This window comes from Sphingomonas sp. LY54, from assembly GCF_035594035.1.
GTDB lineage: Bacteria > Pseudomonadota > Alphaproteobacteria > Sphingomonadales > Sphingomonadaceae > Allosphingosinicella.
Genome location: NZ_CP141588.1, coordinates 1,271,399 through 1,287,507, shown reverse-complemented (window position 1 = coordinate 1,287,507; position 16,109 = coordinate 1,271,399). Strand labels below are relative to the sequence as shown.

The following is a 16,109-nucleotide window of genomic DNA, read 5'->3' as shown; positions in this document are numbered from 1 at the left end:
TAACTTCTCGACCGGGCGGCGCAAGCCCGCGCCTTCGCTATGCGTGCGCTCGCCCGCGCTCGCGCATGATTTCATAGGCTTAATCCAGATCATAGCGTGTGCCGGGCGGCTTCGCATATCCGGCTGGGACAAGCAGGGGCGGGGCGTTACGTGACTGAATGCGGATTGGCCGACAGGCTCGGGCGGCTCGTGACGCTGACCGAGGGGGAGAGAGCGGCCCTTGAGGCGCTCGCTCTGCGCCGCCGCGAGATTCCGCGGCACGGGCTGATCCGCGCCCAGCGCAGCGCTTCGGACCAGATGTTCGTGCTCCGGGCGGGCAGTGCGATCTGCTACGTCATCCTGCGCGACGGCAGCCGCCAGATCCACCGTATCCATTATCCGGGCGACTTGATCGCCGCGCCCAGCCTCTCGTTCAACAAATCGATGGAGACCGTCGCCGCGCTGACCGACGTCGTCGTCAGCTCGTTCGACAAGATGATGCTCGGCGGTCTGTTCGAGGCGCATCCCCGCCTAGCCGCTTTGTTCTTCGTGATCGGCCAGGTCGAGCGCGCCGCGATCACCGACCGGCTGACCTCGATCGGCCGGACCACGGCCGAGGCCCGGGTCGGCGCGCTGCTGCTCGACAAGCTCAACCGGCTGCGCATGATCGACCCGCGGGTCGGCAGCTCGTTCAAGCTCAACATCACCCAGGAGGTGATGGCCGACGCGACCGGCCTCACCAGCGTCCACGTCAACCGCATGCTGCGGCTGCTCGCCGAACGTGGCTATATCCAGCGCACCGATGGCGAGGTCAGCATTCTCGACGAGGACGGGCTGGCGCGGCTCTCCAATTACGAGAACCGCTACGACGACCTCGATTTGAGCTGGCTGCCGCCGTCGCGCTGAGGGCTCAGGCCTTCTCGAGCGTGCACTGGAGCGGGTGCTGGTTCTCGCGTGCGAAGTCGATCACCTGGGCGACCTTGGTCTCGGCCACTTCGTAGCTGAAGATGCCGCACACGCCGACGCCGCGCTGGTGAACGTGGAGCATGACGCGGGTCGCGTCCTCGATGTCCATCCGGAAGAAACGCTGCAGGCACAGGACGACGAATTCCATCGGCGTGTAATCGTCGTTGAGCATCAGCACCTTGTAGGGCGACGGGGTCTTGGTGCGGGTACGCGTGCGCGTGGCGACGCCGAGGCCTGTGCCCTCGTCGTCCTTGTCCTGCCCGTTCGCGGCCACGATTATTGAATCATTCAACGCCATACAGTCCCTAAATATGGCATCCCGCCGCCGCCGGGCAAGGCTTTGAAGGCCCGCGCGACCGATAAAGCTGCACCGAATATCGCCGGAAAAGCTGTCGGTTTCGCTAACGCAAAAAGGGCGGCCGCTCCACAGGGAGGGCCGCCCTTCGATTTGCCTTGTGGGCGTCGGCTTAGAGCGCGAGCGTCTTCACGCGCTCGGCCGCAACCGAGTAGCGGCTGGTGATCGGCTCGGCGACTTCGCCGGCCAGCTTCACCATGTGCTCGCTGACCTTCGAGCTCTCGGCCATGAGGCTGTCGAAGGCGGCGCGGGCAAAGTCGCCCTGCAGCTTGAAGAAGTCGGTGGCCGACTTGGCTTCGGCGAGGCTCTTCAGCGCGGTCGAGGCTTCCTCGAAGCTGCGGCGGCTGTAATCGGCGACTTCCTGGCCGAGCGTCTCGACGCCGCGGGCGACGACCTTGGACGAAGCGACGAGCGCCTCGACATTGCCCTTGGTCAGCTCGCTGGCTTCCTCGAAGATCTTGGTGCTCTTCTCGACGGCGACCTTGGCGCGCTCGTTGACGTCGCCGAAGGCGGCCTGGATGCGCTCGGCGGCGATCTTGCCGGTTTCGATGGTGGTTTCGGTCTTGTTGGTCATGATGCTGGTCCCTTCTTCAATCTGTTGAATGCTTGCTTCGATCGCTTCGGCTTCGGCCGGAACCGCCGTGTCGGCCGCGGCCTTTACTGCGGCGGCGGGCTGCACTTTCTGCGGCTGCGCGGCTCTCGCCGGCCTGCCCTTACGTTGCGCCATGGACGGTCCTCCGTTATGCTGCAGTGCACAAATAACCGATCGGCGCGTCGGTTTCAAGACATTTTTGTGCAGTGCAGCATGAGGTCTGAAACGCGGTCAGACCGGATCGGTTCTCGCGGCGGCGATATGGTGCAGGACGATGCCGCTCGTCGTCGCCACGTTGAGCGAATCGAAGCCCGGGGCCATCGGGATGCGTACACTGGTCGCGGCCGCGAGCAGGTCGGGCGGCAGGCCGGGGCCTTCCGCGCCGAGCAGGACTGCCGTGCGTGGCGCGGGATGCAGGTCAGAGAGACGCAAACCTCCCGACGGGCTCAGCGCCAGTGCCTCGAAGCCGTGGCGGCTGAGCAAAGCGAGCGCGTCCGTGCCCCGTTCGAGCTTGGCGAACGGCACCAACAAAGCCGCGCCGACCGAGACGCGGATTGCCTTGCGGTAGAGGGGATCGCAGCAATCAGAATCGAGCAGGATCGCGTCGGCGCCGAGCCCCGCCGCGTTGCGGAATATCCCGCCCATATTGTCGTGATTGGCGATCGCCGAGAGCAGCAGGATCGTGGCTTGCTGCGGCAGCCGCGCCAGCAGGGCGTCCGGGGCAGGGGAATCGACCCGCCGTCCGATCGCCAGGATGCCGCGATGGAGCGGAAAGCCGGCGATGCCGTCGAGCACGTCCTGCTCGGCGGCGAAGACCGGCACGCTCTCGGGCACCTGGTCCAGCAGGTCCCCTAGCGCCGGGATGCGGTGCGCTGCGATCAGCAGCGACAGCGGCCGGTACGCCTCGGACGCGAGCAGCATCGCCAGCACCACCTTGCCCTCGGCCACGAACAGGCCCTCGCGCCCCACCAGGTCGCGTTCGCGAATGTCGCGATAATGCGTGATCCGGGGATCGGCCGGATCGGTGACGTGGACGATCAGCGGAGCGGGCACGTCAGAGCACGTCGCCGAACATATACCAGAGCATCGCGAACCAGGCGGCGAGCCCGGCCACGCCGGTCAGCCACCACAAGCGGCCGAGCCGTTCGGCAAAGGTCGGCTTTTCGTCGTCCACAGGCGCCTCCCGCTCCCGGTCGCGCCCGTCGGCTTCAGGCAATCGACTCGATCAGGCCCTCGAACAGGCGGCGGCCGTCGGTGCGGCCGTGGGCGGGCTCGATCATGCGCTCGGGGTGTGGCATCATGCCGAGCACATTGCCCTTGTCGTTGATGATGCCGGCAATGTCGCGCGCCGATCCGTTGCATTCGCCGGCATAGCGGAAGGCGACGCGGCCTTCGCCCTCGAGCCGGTCGAGCGTCGCTTCGTCGGCGGTGTAATTGCCGTCATGGTGGGCGACCGGGATCACGATCTGCTCGCCCGCATCATAGCGGCTGGTAAAGGCCGACTGGCTGTTCTCGACCGTCAATTCGACGTCGCGGCAGACGAAGCTGATTCCGGCATTGCGCATCAGCGCGCCCGGCAGCAGGCCGCTCTCCGTCAGGATCTGGAAGCCGTTGCAGATGCCGAGGACGGAAACGCCCCGGTCGGCCGCTTCCTTCACCGCCTGCATCACCGGCGACTGGGCCGCCATCGCGCCGGAGCGGAGATAGTCGCCATAGGAGAATCCGCCCGGGACCGCGATCAGGTCGAGATCCTTGGGCAGCTCGGTCTCGCGGTGCCAGACCATGATCGGCGCCTGGCCGCTGACGTCGCGGATCGCCACCGCGAGGTCGCGGTCGCAATTGGAGCCGGGGAAGACGATGACGGCGCTTTTCATGGATCAGTCCTTGGCGGGGTCAGGCGGCGGCGCGCTCAATGCGGAAATTCTCGATCACCGTGTTGGCGAGCAGCTTGCGGCACATGTCCTCGATGTCGGCATCGGAGACGCTGTCGGCAAGGTCGAGCTCGATCAGCTTGCCCGCGCGGACGTCGTTGACGCCGGCGAAGCCGAGGCCCTCGAGCGCGTGGTGGATGGCCTTGCCCTGGGGGTCGAGGACGCCGTTCTTCAGCGTGACATAGACGCGGGTCTTCATTTCGCAATCTGCTCCAAGGGCCGGAATCTGGGATGGCGCCCCTATGGCCGCAAGGCGGCGGCGGGGCAAGGCTTTAGAGCCGCCCGGCTTGTGGCGCGGAGGTCGCCCGCCTATCTTGGAGCCATGAGCGAGACCCAGGAAATAGGCCTTACCCCCGCCGCCGCGGCCCGCGTCGCGGCGATCGCCAGCAAGCAGGGCAAGCCCGCGATCCTGCGGCTTGCGGTGGACGGCGGCGGCTGCGCCGGCTTCCAGTACCGCTTCGGCCTCGCCGACAGGATCGAGAGCGACGATACCGCCGCGGTCCAGGACGGCGTCACCCTGGTGGTCGACGAGATCAGCCTCGATCTCGTCCGCGGTAGCGCGGTCGACTATGTCGAATCGCTTGGCGGCGCCGCGTTCCAGGTCACCAACCCCAACGCCGCTTCCGGCTGCGGCTGCGGAACCAGCTTTTCGATCTGATCGCCTGCGGCTAAGCCCGCTCCATGAAGATCGCGACCTACAATGTGAACGGCATCCGCGCGCGGCTGCCGCGGCTGCTCGAATGGCTCGAGGAGCAGCAGGCCGATGTGGTCTGCCTGCAGGAACTGAAGTGCGCCGACGACGCCTTCCCCGCGGACGATGTCGCGGCCGCCGGCTACCAGGCGGTGTGGCATGGCCAGAAGGGCTTCAACGGCGTCGCCATCCTTGCCCGCGGCGCCGCGCCGCAGCTCCGCCGGATGGGGCTTCCCGGCGATCCGGACGACACCCACAGCCGCTATATCGAGGCCGAGGTCGGCGGCGTCGTGGTCGGCTCGATCTATCTGCCCAACGGCAATCCGGTCGGGACCGAGAAGTTCGCCTACAAGCTCGCCTGGATGCAGCGGCTGCAGGAGCATGCCCGCGGCCTGCTCGCCGAGGAGCGGCCGGTCGTCCTCGCCGGCGATTACAACGTCATCCCGACCGACAGCCATGACGACGTCTTCTCGGTGCGGGCGATGGCGCATGATGCGCTGATGCAGCCGGAAAGCCGGGCCGAGTTCCGCACCCTCGTGCACCAGGGCTGGACCGACGCGATCCGCACCCGCTACCCGGAGGGCGCCGTCTATACCTTCTGGGATTATACGGCGGGCGCGTGGCAGCGCGACGCGGGCTTCCGCATCGACCATCTCCTGCTGTCGCCGATGGCCGCCGACCGGCTGCTCGATGCTGGCGTCGACAAGGATTATCGCGGCCGCGAGAAAGCCTCGGACCACGCTCCCACCTGGGTCAGCCTCGAGGACTGATCCCGGTGCCGGCGCGTGCCGCCTGGTCGATGCAGCCGTAAGCGAGCTCGAGATAGGCAGCGCTCAAATCGTAATGGGCCTGGACGACGCGCGTGTCGTTCGAGTGGACAGCGAGCTCGACCTCGGCCTCGGCGCGCATCTGGTAATAAGACAGGTCGTCCGCAAACATGTCGCTCATGTCGCTCCCCCCTTCCGTTCCGTCCCTAGGCGTAGCGCGCAAACCATAGCCGGCGCTGAAGACACGTCGGCAACGGCGGCTTAACCATAGAGGCCTGGCCGGCGGGGCGCAGCCGCAGTCTACTGGCTGTTGGCGGGCTCGCTCGCCGAGGCGATATTGTTGCCGACGGTATCCGCCTGGGCGTTGGCGGCCTCCTCCAGCGCCCCGTTGGCGAGGGCGGGATCGTCCTGCTCGCGCACCTGGTCAGCGGCATTGTCGAGCACCTGCGCCGCCGCCGGGTCGCTCTGGTCGGCTGCCGCCTCGAGCTGGTCGGCGGTGTTGTCGACCGGGTCGCCCGACCCGCCGCAGGCCGCGAGCGCGATCAGAGTGGGGGCGAGGAAGAAGCTGTGGCGCATGGAAGGATCCTTCGGGCTGCTGCCCTGGAACAACGATGCGAAAGACCGGCGGTTGCTCACTCCGGCGTGCGGCAGACGTCGACCCAGTCGGTCGCGACCAGTTCGCCCAGTCGCTCGGGCGTCACCTGCACCGAGCTGGTCAGCGAGCCGGCGGCGGGGAAGACCGAGTCGAAGGCCTTCAGCGAGACGTCGCAATAGACCGGCAGCGGAGTCGCCAACCCGAACGGGCAGACGCCGCCGACCGGATGGCCGGTCAGCGCCAGCGTCTCTTCCGCGCCCAGCATTCGCGGCCGCGCCCCGAACGCCGCCTTGGTCTTGACGTTGTCGAGCCGCGCATCGCCGCGCGCGACCAGCAGGACGACCTGGCCGCCGACGCGGATCGCCAGCGTCTTGGCGATCCGGCCTGGCTCGACGCCCAGAGTCTCGGCCGCCTCGTTCACGGTCGCCGTGCTGCGCTCCTGGTCGATGATCGGCAGGTCGGGGGCGTGTTCGGCCAGATAGGCACGGACCGATTCGAGGCTCAATTCACTCTCCCAGCAGGTGAAGCGCCAGCGTGCGGCGGTGCGGCCGGCGGCGATGTTCGAACAGGTAGATGCCCTGCCAGGTGCCGAGCGCAAGATCCCCGCCGATCAGCGGGATCGAGAGCTGGACCTGGGTGAGGGCGGCGCGGAGGTGGGCCGGCATGTCGTCCGGGCCTTCCTCGTCATGGTCGTAGAGGCGTGGATCCTCGGGCGCGATGCGGGCGAAATAGGCTTCGAGATCGGCGCGGGCGGCCGGGGCCGCATTTTCCTGGATCAGCAAAGAGGCCGAGGTGTGGCGGCAGAAGAGGGTGAGCAGGCCCTGATCCATGCCTTGCTGCGCGGTCCAGCTGCGGACCGTGTCAGTGATGTCGAGCAGGCCCTGCCGCCTGGTTTCGAAATCGATCGTGCCTGCCGCCTGCCGCATGCCCCGGCACCTAGCGTCTCGCGACGCCGGGCGCCAGGGAATGGGTCAGGCGTTAGGTTCAGGCCGTCTCGGCGCGGCGGCGCGAACGGACCAGCGGAACGGCGGCCGCGGCGGCGAGACTCGCGACCAGGGCTGCGCCGGCGGCGATCGCCGTCTTGGGGCGGGCGCGGGCGGCGTCCATCATGCGCTGGCGGCGCGAGACGCGGGTCGTGCTGCCGTCCGCGTCGTCATGGGCAAAGGCGCGGGGCATTGCGGAAGTGGGGATACTGGACAAAGAGCTTCTCCGAATGAGGGGGATATGGGTCGCCAACGAGGCGGCCGCCGCCGCGGTTCCCCCCGTCTCCACGGCCCGTCCCGGCTTCAGAGCGCCTTTTCGTAGATGCGGTAGACGCGGTTGACGTGGCTTTCGATCGTCTCGGCCATCGATCGCATCCCCTGATTGTCCTCGAGGATCCAGCCGATCTCGCCGCGCTTAGCGTCATATTCGACGACCGAGGCGCTGCGGATATATTCGATCATCATGAAGGCGAGCTGGCTCGCCATACGGCTCGATTGGAGCCTTTTCACGACGCCCATCAGCGGCACCCTCATGGTCCGCACCCGGGGCCTGCGCAGCCGCCACAGCAGCTTCGCCCAGCCGAACGGAAACAGCCGCCCGTTGAGGTCGCGCGTGAGTTCGTTGAGGTCGGGAAGCGTGATCATGAATGCGACGGGCTCGCCATCGAGCTCGGCGACGCGCACCAGATCCTCGCGCACGATCGGCTTCAATTTCCTGCCGGCATAGGCGATCTCCGCGTCGGTCAGCGGGACGAAGCCCCAATTGTCCGACCAGGCGTCGTTGAGGATGCCGAGGATCAGCGCCGCTTCCTCGTCGAACCGCTTCTTGTCGACCGGGCGCACGCGGATGCGCTTGTTCCTCTCGCCGGCGGCGATGATGCGCTGGACGAGCGGCGGCATCGTCTGGGTGATGTCGAGCTCGTAGGTAAAGAGGTCCTTGACGCCCGTATAGCCGGCCGCCTCCACCCACGCCTGGTAAGCGGGGCTGTTATGCCCCATCATCACGGTCGGGGCATGGTCGTGGCCTTTGACCAGCAACCCGGGCTCGTCCCAGATCGACAGGCTGAACGGCCCCATCGAGCGCGTCATGCCATGGCCCTTCAGCCAGGCTTCGGCGCGGGCGATCAGGGCCGCCGCGACCTCGGCATCGGCCGCCTCGAACATCCCCCATTGGCCGGTGCCGGCGCCGATATGCTCGAGCACCAGTTGGTCGATCTGGGCGGAGATACGCCCGACCGGCTCGCCGTCGCGCTCGGCCAGGAAAAAGGCGGCTTCGGCATGTTCGAACCAAGGGTTGGTGCGCGGATCGAGCAGGCCGTGCACTTCCGTCTTAAGCGGCGGCACCCAGTGCGGATCGTCGCGGTTCAACGTCCACTGCACGTTGACGAACGTCCTGACGTCGGCGGCCTCCTCGACGGAGCGGATCGTAACGGGAGAAGAGCTCATGGGTCCGCTTGGTAGCGGCTCCCATGGCCCCTGTCACCGCACCGGCGCGCCTCGCTGCCTGTCCCATTCGGCCTCGAACGCGCGTTCGGCTCGCGTGACCTGGCGCCGCAGCTCTGCGGCATCGACGAAGGCGTCAGCTTCGCCCGCCTGCTGGCGCGCGCGCTTGCCGGCGAGGTCGAAGAATTCGGGGTGGAAGTTCAGGAAAACGTCCGCCTTCATCGCCCGCAATTTCGCGAAGCTGCGGCGGAAATCGGCGGCGGCGTGCGGATAGGTCGGATCCCCCGCCAGCTTCTGCCCGGCGACGCTGAGGCTGCACGCGAACAGCACGGTCTTCGTCGCGCTGCGCAGCGACCAGCTCGTGCAGCCGCGCGTGTGGCCGGGCGTCAGATGGGCGGTGAGCCTGGTTCCGCCGATCTTGAGCGCGGCGCCATCGCCGACGATGCGGCCGACCTTGACCGGCGGAGTCTCGCCAAGCTCGGGCCGGCCGGCGACGCGCCCGGATTCGAGATCGCCCTTGTCGGCGGCACTGGCGACCAGTTGCGCCCCGGTCAGCGCCTTCAGCTCGGCAAGCCCGCCGGAGTGGTCGAAATGGGCGTGGTTGATCAGCAGGTAGCGCACATCCTCGGGTCGAAAGCCGAGCGCGCGGATACTGGCCGCGATCAAAGGTGCGCTCTCGGGCAGGCCGCCGTCGACCAGCACATGGCCCTTGGGATCGGCGATCAGATAGGCGCCGAGGCCGGCGGTGCCGACATAATAGACGTTGTCGACGATGCGGAACGGCTCGGCCGGACGGTTCCATTCGATGCGCTGCTGCGCGTCCTGCGCCGGCGCCGCCGAAGCCAGCGTGGCGATCGCCAAGGCCAAGGCCAGATATCCCTTATTCATCCTGCTCGCTCCCGTTCTTGCGCGGCCGCGATGCGCGTACGGCCTAATCGTGTCCTTGATGGCGCAATATCGGGCGCATCGACAAAGGATCTTCCGTCGCGCGAGCCATGAGAATAACTTATGGTTCATGGTCCGCCCGCATCTCCCGCTCAACGCCCTGCGCGCCTTCGAGGCGGCGGCACGGCACCTGTCTTTCACCCAGGCGGCGATCGAATTGTGCGTGACCCAAGCGGCGGTCAGCCACCAGGTGAAGGCGCTCGAGGCAAAGCTCGGGCGCAAGCTGTTCCGGCGCCTGCCGCGCGGCCTCGCGCTCACCGACGAGGGGCTCGCTCTGCTGCCCGCTCTGGTCGAGAGCTTCGACCGCATTGCCGATCTTGTCGAGCGCGTCGGCGAAGGGCGTACCGGAGAGGTGCTGAACGTCGGCGCGGTCAACACCTTCGCGTCGGGCTGGCTAATCCCGCGAGTGCCGACGCTGGCGGCGGCCTGCCCGCGGGTCGACCTGCGCCTGTTCACCAACAACAACCGCGTCGACATCGCCGCCGAAGGGCTCGATTGCGCGATCCGCTTCGGCGACGGCGCGTGGCACGGCACTGAGGCGCGCTGGCTGATGGCGGCCCCGCTCGCACCCTTGTGCACGCCCGCGCTTGCCGGCCGGCTCGAGCGACCCGCCGACCTGCTGCGCGAGACCTTGCTGCGCTCCTACCGCAGTGACGAATGGACACGCTGGTTTGCCGCGGTCGGCATTTCCGCGCCGCCGCTGCGCGGGCCGGTGTTCGATTCCTCGCTGGCAATGGCCGACGCTGCAGCGCAGGGGCTCGGCGTCGCGCTCGCGCCCCCCGCGATGTTCGCCCGCGCGCTCGAGGCGTGCACTCTGGTCCGGCCGTTCGCGGCCGAGCTCAGCCTCGGCGGCTACTGGCTGACCTGGCTGAAGTCGCGCCGGCCGAGCGCCGCGCTGGAGGCTTTCGGCACGTGGCTGGAAGCAGAGGCGGGCGCCTCAATCGTCTAGCGCGCGGGCCAGCGGCAATAGCCGCTCGGCGAGGAAGTCGATTACCGCGCGCACCCGCGGCGTGTGGCGCACGCGTTCGTGGGTCAGCAGCCACATCGAGCGCGGGTTGTTCGGAGCAGGCGGCAGGCACTGGATCAGGTCGCGGTCATGAAAAGCGGCGAAGCGGGGCAGCACGGCGAGCCCCAAGCCGCCGCGCACTGCCGTCAGCAGCCCGATCGCCGAGCTGTGGTGCATCGCGACCGCATCCTCCAGATCGTTGCGCTTCAGCCATTCGCGATAGGGCCGCCACACCTGCTCGCCGCCGCCGCCGATCAGGCTGTGCTGGTGGAGTTGATGGCGGTTGGCAGGCACGCCATGCTCCTCGGCGTAGGCGCGACTGCAATACAGCGTCCAGTCGTCGGCGCAGAGGCGACGGCCAAACAGTCCGCCGCCGTCCGGCTGATGGGTGCTGCGCAAGGCGATGTCGGCTGCGCCGCCGGCGAGGTCGCGCAATTCCTCGGCGGTGTCGAGCTCGACCCGGATTGCGGGGAAGGCGGCGTGGAGATCGCGCAGGATCGGCATGAGCAGCGTGACGGCGAAGATTTCGTGGGTCGTAAGCCTGACGGTGCCGCTGATCGCGCGTCCCTGCGCCGCCGCGGCATCGGCGAACCCGTCGGCCGCCGCTTTCACGTCGCGCGCCCGCGCCAGCAAGGCCTCGCCTTCTGGCGTGAGCGCATAGCCGGCCTGGCGCCGCTCGAACAAAGTGACGCCGAGCGCCGCCTCGAGCGCAGCCACCCGGCGCGCCGCCGTGGTCTGGCTGACGCGGAGCGCGCGGCCGGCGGCGAGCGTGCTGCCGCTCTCGGCGACGGCGAGGAAATAGCGAATGTCGTTCCAGTCGAGCATCGCTTTATTCTGCACTTTTGCAGAACAGTCGCGCAACATCGTTGTTAGGGGCCCCCGCCGGGCGGGCGTATAACCAACCCACGTCGGCGCCGACGCTCACATCCGGACCACGGAGACCGTCATGAACCCGATTCTCGTCGCGGCTTTTGCCGCCACCCTGTTCGTCGCGCCCAGCCAGGCCCGAGCCCAGACGCCTGCCGCCAGTGCGGTCAGCTTCGCCGATCTCGATCTTGCCCGCGCATCCGACGTCGCCCGGCTCGACCGGCGCATCGCCATCGCCGTCCGCACCGCGTGCGGCGACCCTGCCGCCTACGACCTCAAGGGCCGCAAGGCGCTGCGCCGTTGCCAGGCGGCGACCCACGCCGCCGCTCTACCCCAGCGCGACGCCGCCATCGCCACCGCCCGGCGCAGCTTCGCCGCCCGCTGAGCCGGTGCCGTCCTCGCCGAAACGAAAAGGGGCTCCCGAAGGAGCCCCTGATCGTTCGTGACTTCGCTGCGGCCCTCAGGCTGCTTCCTTGCCCCGGCGGCGCGGGTGGCCGGTCGCCACGCCGCCCGAAAGCTGGGCGACACGCGGCCATTTCTCGGCCGCTTCCGGCGTGTAACCGAGGTTGAACACCGTCGGGCTCTTCGCCGGCCGCTCGGAGCGGTGGTAATAAGTGCGGAACAATTTGTCCCACGCGAAGGTGGTGATCCCGTAATTGCCGTCCTCGTCGTGGAAATGATGCTCCATGTGGCGCTTCTTCATTTCCTGCAGCCATTTCGATTTCGGCTTGTAGGCGAGGTGCTGGATGCAGTGGCAGAATTCGTAGAAGCAGGTGGTGAGCAGGCCGGTCGCGAACGCCGCCGCCGCGCCGCCGACGCCGCCCAGCGCATAGCCGATCGGCAGCGTGGCGATGCCGATCGTCGGCACGGTCGTGTGGAGCGCGCCGAACAGCACTTCGAGGTGGTTCGGATCCTGGTGGTGGTCGTAATGGATGCGCTTCCAGGTCGAGGCGAGGACCGGCACCTTGAACATCCAGCGGCTGTGCAGCACCCAGCGGTGCAGCGCGTACCAGACCACCGGATAGATGAAGACGGCGATGCCGACCGCGGCCAGCGTCGGTACCAGCGGCGCGGGCTGCCAGGCATAGACGGCGATTGCGGCCACGGAGAGCAGGACATAGCCGATGATCGCCGGATACTGGACGTAAGCGACGATCAGTTCCTTCAGCGTCATCTTGTCGAGATGATGCTCGCGCTTCCAGAATGCCGGGCGAAGGGCGTGGGCGATCTTCACTTCATGTACCTCGAATGGCTTTATATGCGGCGGGCGCTTTGCCCGCCAATATGTGTCCGAGTCATGAATGCGCAATAAGGCAGGTTTAGGGCGAGGATTCGGCGAGAACGCGCCCGGGCCTGTCTCCTACCGCGCTGCGTCCGGTTCGGGCTCGAGATTGAAGGCGCCGAGAAAGATGCCGAGGCCGAGCAGATAGAGGCCGACGGCCAGTGGCAGATCGGTGGCGAGGTCGAGCAGGAACTGGACGATGCTGAAATGCGCGAGCGGCTGTTCGAGGCCTACGAACAGCAGGCCGTCCTCGACCGACCAGCCCGGCCACTGGCCGGTGACGAACCACTCGACCAGCTCGATGGCGAGCACGAGCGGCGCCAAAGCGGCGAGCGAGATGCCGGCCCAGATCAGGCAATTGGTCATGCGTTCGAGGGTGCGCTCTGCTCCGGCCATGCCACATTCTAACAGGGGCGGACGAGGGGCATCAAGCACTCGCGACCGTCGCTCCTGGCGCGGCTGACCGCGATGTGATGCTTTGCCGGCGATCCCAATCGGCCGTAACTACCTCGTAAGCTGCTCGCTGATGTCGTGGAACTGGTAGAGGGCGGCATCGCCCTCGAAGACGTAGTGACGCGATCGCGGAAGCGGGCGAGCCGATCGAAAATGGTCCTTCAGGATGGCCGGGTAGATCTGCACCGGCGAGGTGGGCATGGTAGCGGGCGGCCGCCCCGAAGGATCGCGGACCGCGAGCAGGATGCCCATCTTTTCCTGCAGCTGTTCGCCGGTAAGCTTCGCCCACGGCACGGCGACCGGATCGGTCCCCAGCCCGTGCTCGTCGCCGACATAGGGCTCCGGCCAAGGGCCCTCGTCGCTGTGGAGCACGATAACCGCCGGCCTCGGTCCGGCCAGGATCGCGTCGATCAGGCGCACGGTTTCGCGATTGGCGAAGCGGACCTGATCGAGATAATTTGCCGTCCGCGATGCCTGGCGCGCCGCGTCCAGGCTCTTGCAGCTGCCATCGGGATTCAGCACGAAGGGAGGGTGGGGCACGAGAAAATGCGCGAAGACATGCTTGCGCGCCGGGTCTGTCGCGAGGTCGCGCAGGCGGCGAAACTTCTCGTTCGCCCGGAAGCACTGGTCTGCACGGCTGTCCAGATAGGGGGCTCGCAGGCTCTTGGTCCAAAAGCCGATCGCGGAGCTATCGAGCATCAGGCGTGCAAGTTGCGGGATCGCCCGTATCGCGATCGACTCCCGCGCGGTGTCGCTAAAGCGCGTCGGCTCCCACCAGCTGCCGGCGAAGACGGTGCGGTAGCCGTTGCCGTTGAAGACCTGCATCGCCGCATTGCTCCGGATGGCGCGGTAGATCGGCAGCCAATCGGACGGGGACGCTGCGAGTTCTGCTCCCATGGGATCGAGGAGGCTGCCGTTCAAAGTCGAGGCGACGGAATGGCTGGTACGCTGGTAATTGGAATAAGCGCGGTCCTGCACAGTGAAGCCGCGCTCGCGCAGCGCCGCTATGAAGGGCCGATTGTCGAACTGGTAGCGCTCGCGCAGCGTGTCCGCGGCGGCATAGCGATCGAGCAGGATATGCCACACGTCGGGGCTGGCGTCCGATGCCCGGCCTTCCAGCTGCCCCAGGCTGCCCGTCGCCCTGGCACGGTGCCCTTCCAGCCCGACCTGCTGAATCGCCAGCGGCAGCAAAGTCACGAGGAAGACGATCAGGACGGCGATGTTGATGCGGCCCGCGACGCGCAGGAAGGCCGCTTCGTCGGCCGGCAGTGCACGGTAAAGCAAAGCGAGCCCGGCAATGGCGGCAAGGTGAAGCGCGGCCGCCGCGGCAAAGGGGAGACCGAGCGGGGACAGCAGCGCCGGCACGTAGAACAGGTAGACGGCGACCATCGCTGCGAGCAGGCCGGCACGGGCCCAGTTTGCGGTTGCCAGGCGCAGGAGAATGGTCAGCGCGGCGGCGCACAGCGCCGCCACTGTCGCGGTCGGCCAGACATTCTCGAAGCCGAGCCGGAGCCGATTGGAGCTCCAGTAACCCATGAGCGCGACGAGCGTGATGACGAGGCCGCCGAGCGGAACGCGGCCGACAAGGCTGGCGATCCGATCCACGGGGTCAGGCGCGGCGATCGTAGGCGAGGATAAGGCGCCCTTCTTCCCCGAGCTTCGCGCTGCCCACCACACGAGCCCGAGCCGCCACGTGGCTGAGAAAGGCCTCTTCGGTATAATCGGCGAAGATATCCTGCCGATTGCGGAGAAGCTGCTGGACCATCGGGTCGGTCTTCGACGGGAACTCGATGACGCCGCACGGCGCCAGGCCGATCAGCCAGTCTACGGCCATATCGAGCGGTACGTTGCGCGCGATCGCCAGATGATGGATCAGGGCGAGCGCCAGCACCATGTCTGCCGCCGACCGCTCCTGCAGGCTCTTGCGTTCGGCACCGGCCCAGCCCTGCGCGGGGCTGGGATTGGTCGCGTCGAGCCAAAGCGGGAGAACCGGGGCCTTCACCGCATCGAACCGGGCAAAAGCGCGTTCGAGCGCGCCGAGGTCGAAGTCGAAGCCGACTACGCTGGCAGCGCCGGCATCGATCGCCGCCTGGCTGAAATCGCCGCTGTTGCAACCCATGTCGAAGAGCTGTCGCGGCCTGGCCGTATGCACGGCCTCGGCCACGAAGCCGAGCTTGGCCTCGCGGCGCGCCTCGTCGTAGCTGTTATTCTCGGCATAATCGTCCCAGACCGTCTTCTGGTTCGGCAGGGCGAGGCCGGCGATGTAATCGCGCAGGCTCTGCAGGATCGCCACGAGGCGGTGCCGGGGCAGCCGCAATTCGCGGCGCGACACCGCGCGCGTCCCCTGTTTGACGCGGCTGCGCTCGAAGCGGGCCGGACCGACGATATGGGCGAGGACGGTGAAGGAGAGCCGGTCCCGCCAACCGAGCAGCCTGGCCAGATCCTCCGGCGCGATGCCCTCCAGGGCGCCGCGATACCAAGCATGCGGCGCCAATCCCTTCTTCGCCCAGAGATAGAGCGGGTTGAGGAACTGCATGCCGAACTGGCGCTGGCCCGTCCAAGCCGATCCCTCTTCGTACGGCACGATCGAGAGATGGTCGATGAACACGGGCTTCGTGCCATGGAACTGAATATTGTAGGCGGTCGCGTCCGAAAGCGTGAACCCGTTGCCGAGCAGCTCCAGATGGAAGCTCAGGTGATGCAACGCCGCCGCCTTCAGGGCCGAGAAGCACCATTCATAGGGATAGGAGACGAAATCGAGGGCGGGGTGCTCCAGCCACTCCACGGCGCCCGGCGCCAGATCGTCGAGGCTCTTGCTAGCCCGCAGCGGCTCGGCCGGCTGCAGCCAGCCGCGCTCGATCAGCGCATCAAAGACGCCGCTTTCCCGCGCAGCCCGCAGGTTCGCCGCACCGCTCGCATAGACGGCGCGCAGGACGCGCTGCTCGTGGCGCAGCACGCGTCCGGAAGGGTCGCGGAACGAGCCGCCTTCGAACGTCACCGGGATCAGTCCTGACCGCTGTTCTTCGACCGGGTGAGGAAGCTCTTGAGCCGCGTCCAGTACAGCTTTCCAAACATCAGCGCGCTCGCGACCAGGCCGGCCAAGGCCTGCAGGGCGATGCTCACGGTTCCGCCGTCGAGATAGGCATGAGCGGGTGCCGGCGCCAAGACCGCGAACAGCGCGAGGGCAAGCAGATTGTTGGTGAGAAATTTCATGAAGGCGTCCCCATATTTACTGGGGCATTGGTGGTGAAACA

At 67.5% G+C, this 16,109-nt stretch carries 23 protein-coding genes; 5 read left to right on the top strand and 18 right to left on the bottom strand.

Annotation, left to right across the window (positions count from 1 at the left end):
- Nucleotides 1-165 precede the first annotated feature (165 nt).
- Nucleotides 166-885 (top strand): Crp/Fnr family transcriptional regulator, encoded by a 720-nt coding sequence (locus tag SH591_RS06545; RefSeq protein ID WP_324751035.1) that lies wholly within the window; start codon nucleotides 166-168, stop codon nucleotides 883-885.
- Nucleotides 886-889: 4 nt separating this feature from the next.
- On the opposite strand, the gene clpS is transcribed toward SH591_RS06545, so the two are convergent.
- The 5 genes from clpS to purS all read right to left on the bottom strand — a co-directional run bounded on the left by clpS (nucleotide 890) and on the right by purS (nucleotide 4,022).
- On the bottom strand, nucleotides 890-1,243 hold the full coding sequence (gene clpS, locus SH591_RS06540; protein WP_324751034.1) for an ATP-dependent Clp protease adapter ClpS: 354 nt from the start codon (nucleotides 1,241-1,243) through the stop codon (nucleotides 890-892).
- A gap of 169 nt (nucleotides 1,244-1,412) precedes the next feature.
- The gene (locus SH591_RS06535) at nucleotides 1,413-2,027 is read right to left on the bottom strand and encodes a phasin family protein (protein WP_324751033.1); all 615 of its coding nucleotides are present in this window, start codon (nucleotides 2,025-2,027) and stop codon (nucleotides 1,413-1,415) included.
- Between the two features lie 96 nt (nucleotides 2,028-2,123).
- Nucleotides 2,124-2,945 carry a TrmH family RNA methyltransferase gene (locus SH591_RS06530; protein WP_324751032.1) on the bottom strand — a complete coding sequence of 274 codons (822 nt, stop codon included), beginning with the start codon at nucleotides 2,943-2,945 and terminating at the stop codon, nucleotides 2,124-2,126.
- A 155-nt stretch (nucleotides 2,946-3,100) separates the two neighbouring features.
- Nucleotides 3,101-3,766, bottom strand: a complete 666-nt coding sequence (purQ, locus tag SH591_RS06525; protein ID WP_322832091.1) for a phosphoribosylformylglycinamidine synthase subunit PurQ — start codon at nucleotides 3,764-3,766, stop codon at nucleotides 3,101-3,103.
- Between the two features lie 19 nt (nucleotides 3,767-3,785).
- Nucleotides 3,786-4,022 (bottom strand): phosphoribosylformylglycinamidine synthase subunit PurS, encoded by a 237-nt coding sequence (purS, locus tag SH591_RS06520; RefSeq protein ID WP_322832090.1) that lies wholly within the window; start codon nucleotides 4,020-4,022, stop codon nucleotides 3,786-3,788.
- 123 nt (nucleotides 4,023-4,145) lie between these two features.
- Here purS and erpA point away from each other — a divergent pair, with 123 nt between their 5' ends.
- Both erpA and xth read left to right on the top strand, forming a co-directional pair.
- Nucleotides 4,146-4,481: an iron-sulfur cluster insertion protein ErpA gene (erpA, locus tag SH591_RS06515; RefSeq protein WP_324751031.1), complete on the top strand. Its 336-nt coding sequence runs from the start codon at nucleotides 4,146-4,148 to the stop codon at nucleotides 4,479-4,481.
- Between the two features lie 23 nt (nucleotides 4,482-4,504).
- Complete coding sequence (gene xth, locus SH591_RS06510) at nucleotides 4,505-5,284, top strand: exodeoxyribonuclease III (RefSeq protein ID WP_324751030.1); 780 nt, start codon at nucleotides 4,505-4,507, stop codon at nucleotides 5,282-5,284.
- Here the strand turns inward: xth and SH591_RS06505 are convergent.
- From SH591_RS06505 to bla, 7 genes are all read right to left on the bottom strand, one after another.
- Nucleotides 5,268-5,462 carry a hypothetical protein gene (locus tag SH591_RS06505; RefSeq protein WP_322832087.1) on the bottom strand — a complete coding sequence of 65 codons (195 nt, stop codon included), beginning with the start codon at nucleotides 5,460-5,462 and terminating at the stop codon, nucleotides 5,268-5,270. The genes xth and SH591_RS06505 overlap by 17 nt on opposite strands.
- 119 nt (nucleotides 5,463-5,581) lie before the next feature.
- On the bottom strand, nucleotides 5,582-5,857 hold the full coding sequence (locus SH591_RS06500; protein ID WP_324751029.1) for a hypothetical protein: 276 nt from the start codon (nucleotides 5,855-5,857) through the stop codon (nucleotides 5,582-5,584).
- A gap of 56 nt (nucleotides 5,858-5,913) precedes the next feature.
- A complete protein-coding gene (locus SH591_RS06495) occupies nucleotides 5,914-6,381 on the bottom strand; it encodes a YbaK/EbsC family protein (protein WP_324751028.1) in 468 nt (155 codons plus the stop codon).
- Nucleotide 6,382: 1 nt separating this feature from the next.
- Entirely contained in the window at nucleotides 6,383-6,802 is a 420-nt protein-coding gene (locus SH591_RS06490; protein ID WP_324751027.1) for a secondary thiamine-phosphate synthase enzyme YjbQ, read from the bottom strand.
- A gap of 58 nt (nucleotides 6,803-6,860) precedes the next feature.
- Nucleotides 6,861-7,052, bottom strand: a complete 192-nt coding sequence (locus tag SH591_RS06485) for a hypothetical protein (protein WP_324751026.1) — start codon at nucleotides 7,050-7,052, stop codon at nucleotides 6,861-6,863.
- A 110-nt stretch (nucleotides 7,053-7,162) separates the two neighbouring features.
- Nucleotides 7,163-8,305 carry an N-acetyltransferase gene (locus tag SH591_RS06480; RefSeq protein WP_324751024.1) on the bottom strand — a complete coding sequence of 381 codons (1,143 nt, stop codon included), beginning with the start codon at nucleotides 8,303-8,305 and terminating at the stop codon, nucleotides 7,163-7,165.
- 33 nt (nucleotides 8,306-8,338) lie between these two features.
- Nucleotides 8,339-9,190 carry a subclass B3 metallo-beta-lactamase gene (bla, locus tag SH591_RS06475; RefSeq protein WP_324751023.1) on the bottom strand — a complete coding sequence of 284 codons (852 nt, stop codon included), beginning with the start codon at nucleotides 9,188-9,190 and terminating at the stop codon, nucleotides 8,339-8,341.
- 127 nt (nucleotides 9,191-9,317) lie between these two features.
- Here bla and SH591_RS06470 point away from each other — a divergent pair, with 127 nt between their 5' ends.
- Nucleotides 9,318-10,196 (top strand): LysR family transcriptional regulator, encoded by an 879-nt coding sequence (locus tag SH591_RS06470; protein WP_324751022.1) that lies wholly within the window; start codon nucleotides 9,318-9,320, stop codon nucleotides 10,194-10,196.
- Here the strand turns inward: SH591_RS06470 and SH591_RS06465 are convergent.
- Nucleotides 10,185-11,078 (bottom strand): LysR family transcriptional regulator, encoded by an 894-nt coding sequence (locus SH591_RS06465; protein ID WP_324751021.1) that lies wholly within the window; start codon nucleotides 11,076-11,078, stop codon nucleotides 10,185-10,187. The genes SH591_RS06470 and SH591_RS06465 overlap by 12 nt on opposite strands.
- Nucleotides 11,079-11,199: 121 nt before the next feature.
- On the opposite strand from SH591_RS06465, the gene SH591_RS06460 reads away from it, so the two are divergent.
- Complete coding sequence (locus tag SH591_RS06460) at nucleotides 11,200-11,505, top strand: UrcA family protein (RefSeq protein ID WP_324751020.1); 306 nt, start codon at nucleotides 11,200-11,202, stop codon at nucleotides 11,503-11,505.
- Nucleotides 11,506-11,580: 75 nt separating this feature from the next.
- Here SH591_RS06460 and SH591_RS06455 read toward each other — a convergent pair whose 3' ends face one another.
- The 5 genes from SH591_RS06455 to SH591_RS06435 form a co-directional block, all read right to left on the bottom strand.
- Nucleotides 11,581-12,294, bottom strand: a complete 714-nt coding sequence (locus SH591_RS06455) for a sterol desaturase family protein (protein ID WP_324751338.1) — start codon at nucleotides 12,292-12,294, stop codon at nucleotides 11,581-11,583.
- 186 nt (nucleotides 12,295-12,480) lie between these two features.
- Complete coding sequence (locus tag SH591_RS06450) at nucleotides 12,481-12,798, bottom strand: hypothetical protein (RefSeq protein ID WP_324751019.1); 318 nt, start codon at nucleotides 12,796-12,798, stop codon at nucleotides 12,481-12,483.
- A 108-nt stretch (nucleotides 12,799-12,906) separates the two neighbouring features.
- The gene (locus SH591_RS06445) at nucleotides 12,907-14,460 is read right to left on the bottom strand and encodes a sulfatase-like hydrolase/transferase (RefSeq protein WP_324751018.1); all 1,554 of its coding nucleotides are present in this window, start codon (nucleotides 14,458-14,460) and stop codon (nucleotides 12,907-12,909) included.
- A gap of 4 nt (nucleotides 14,461-14,464) precedes the next feature.
- Nucleotides 14,465-15,853 (bottom strand): class I SAM-dependent methyltransferase, encoded by a 1,389-nt coding sequence (locus SH591_RS06440; RefSeq protein WP_324751017.1) that lies wholly within the window; start codon nucleotides 15,851-15,853, stop codon nucleotides 14,465-14,467.
- A 5-nt stretch (nucleotides 15,854-15,858) separates the two neighbouring features.
- Nucleotides 15,859-16,068 carry a hypothetical protein gene (locus SH591_RS06435; RefSeq protein ID WP_322832072.1) on the bottom strand — a complete coding sequence of 70 codons (210 nt, stop codon included), beginning with the start codon at nucleotides 16,066-16,068 and terminating at the stop codon, nucleotides 15,859-15,861.
- Between the last annotated feature and the right edge of the window lie 41 nt (nucleotides 16,069-16,109).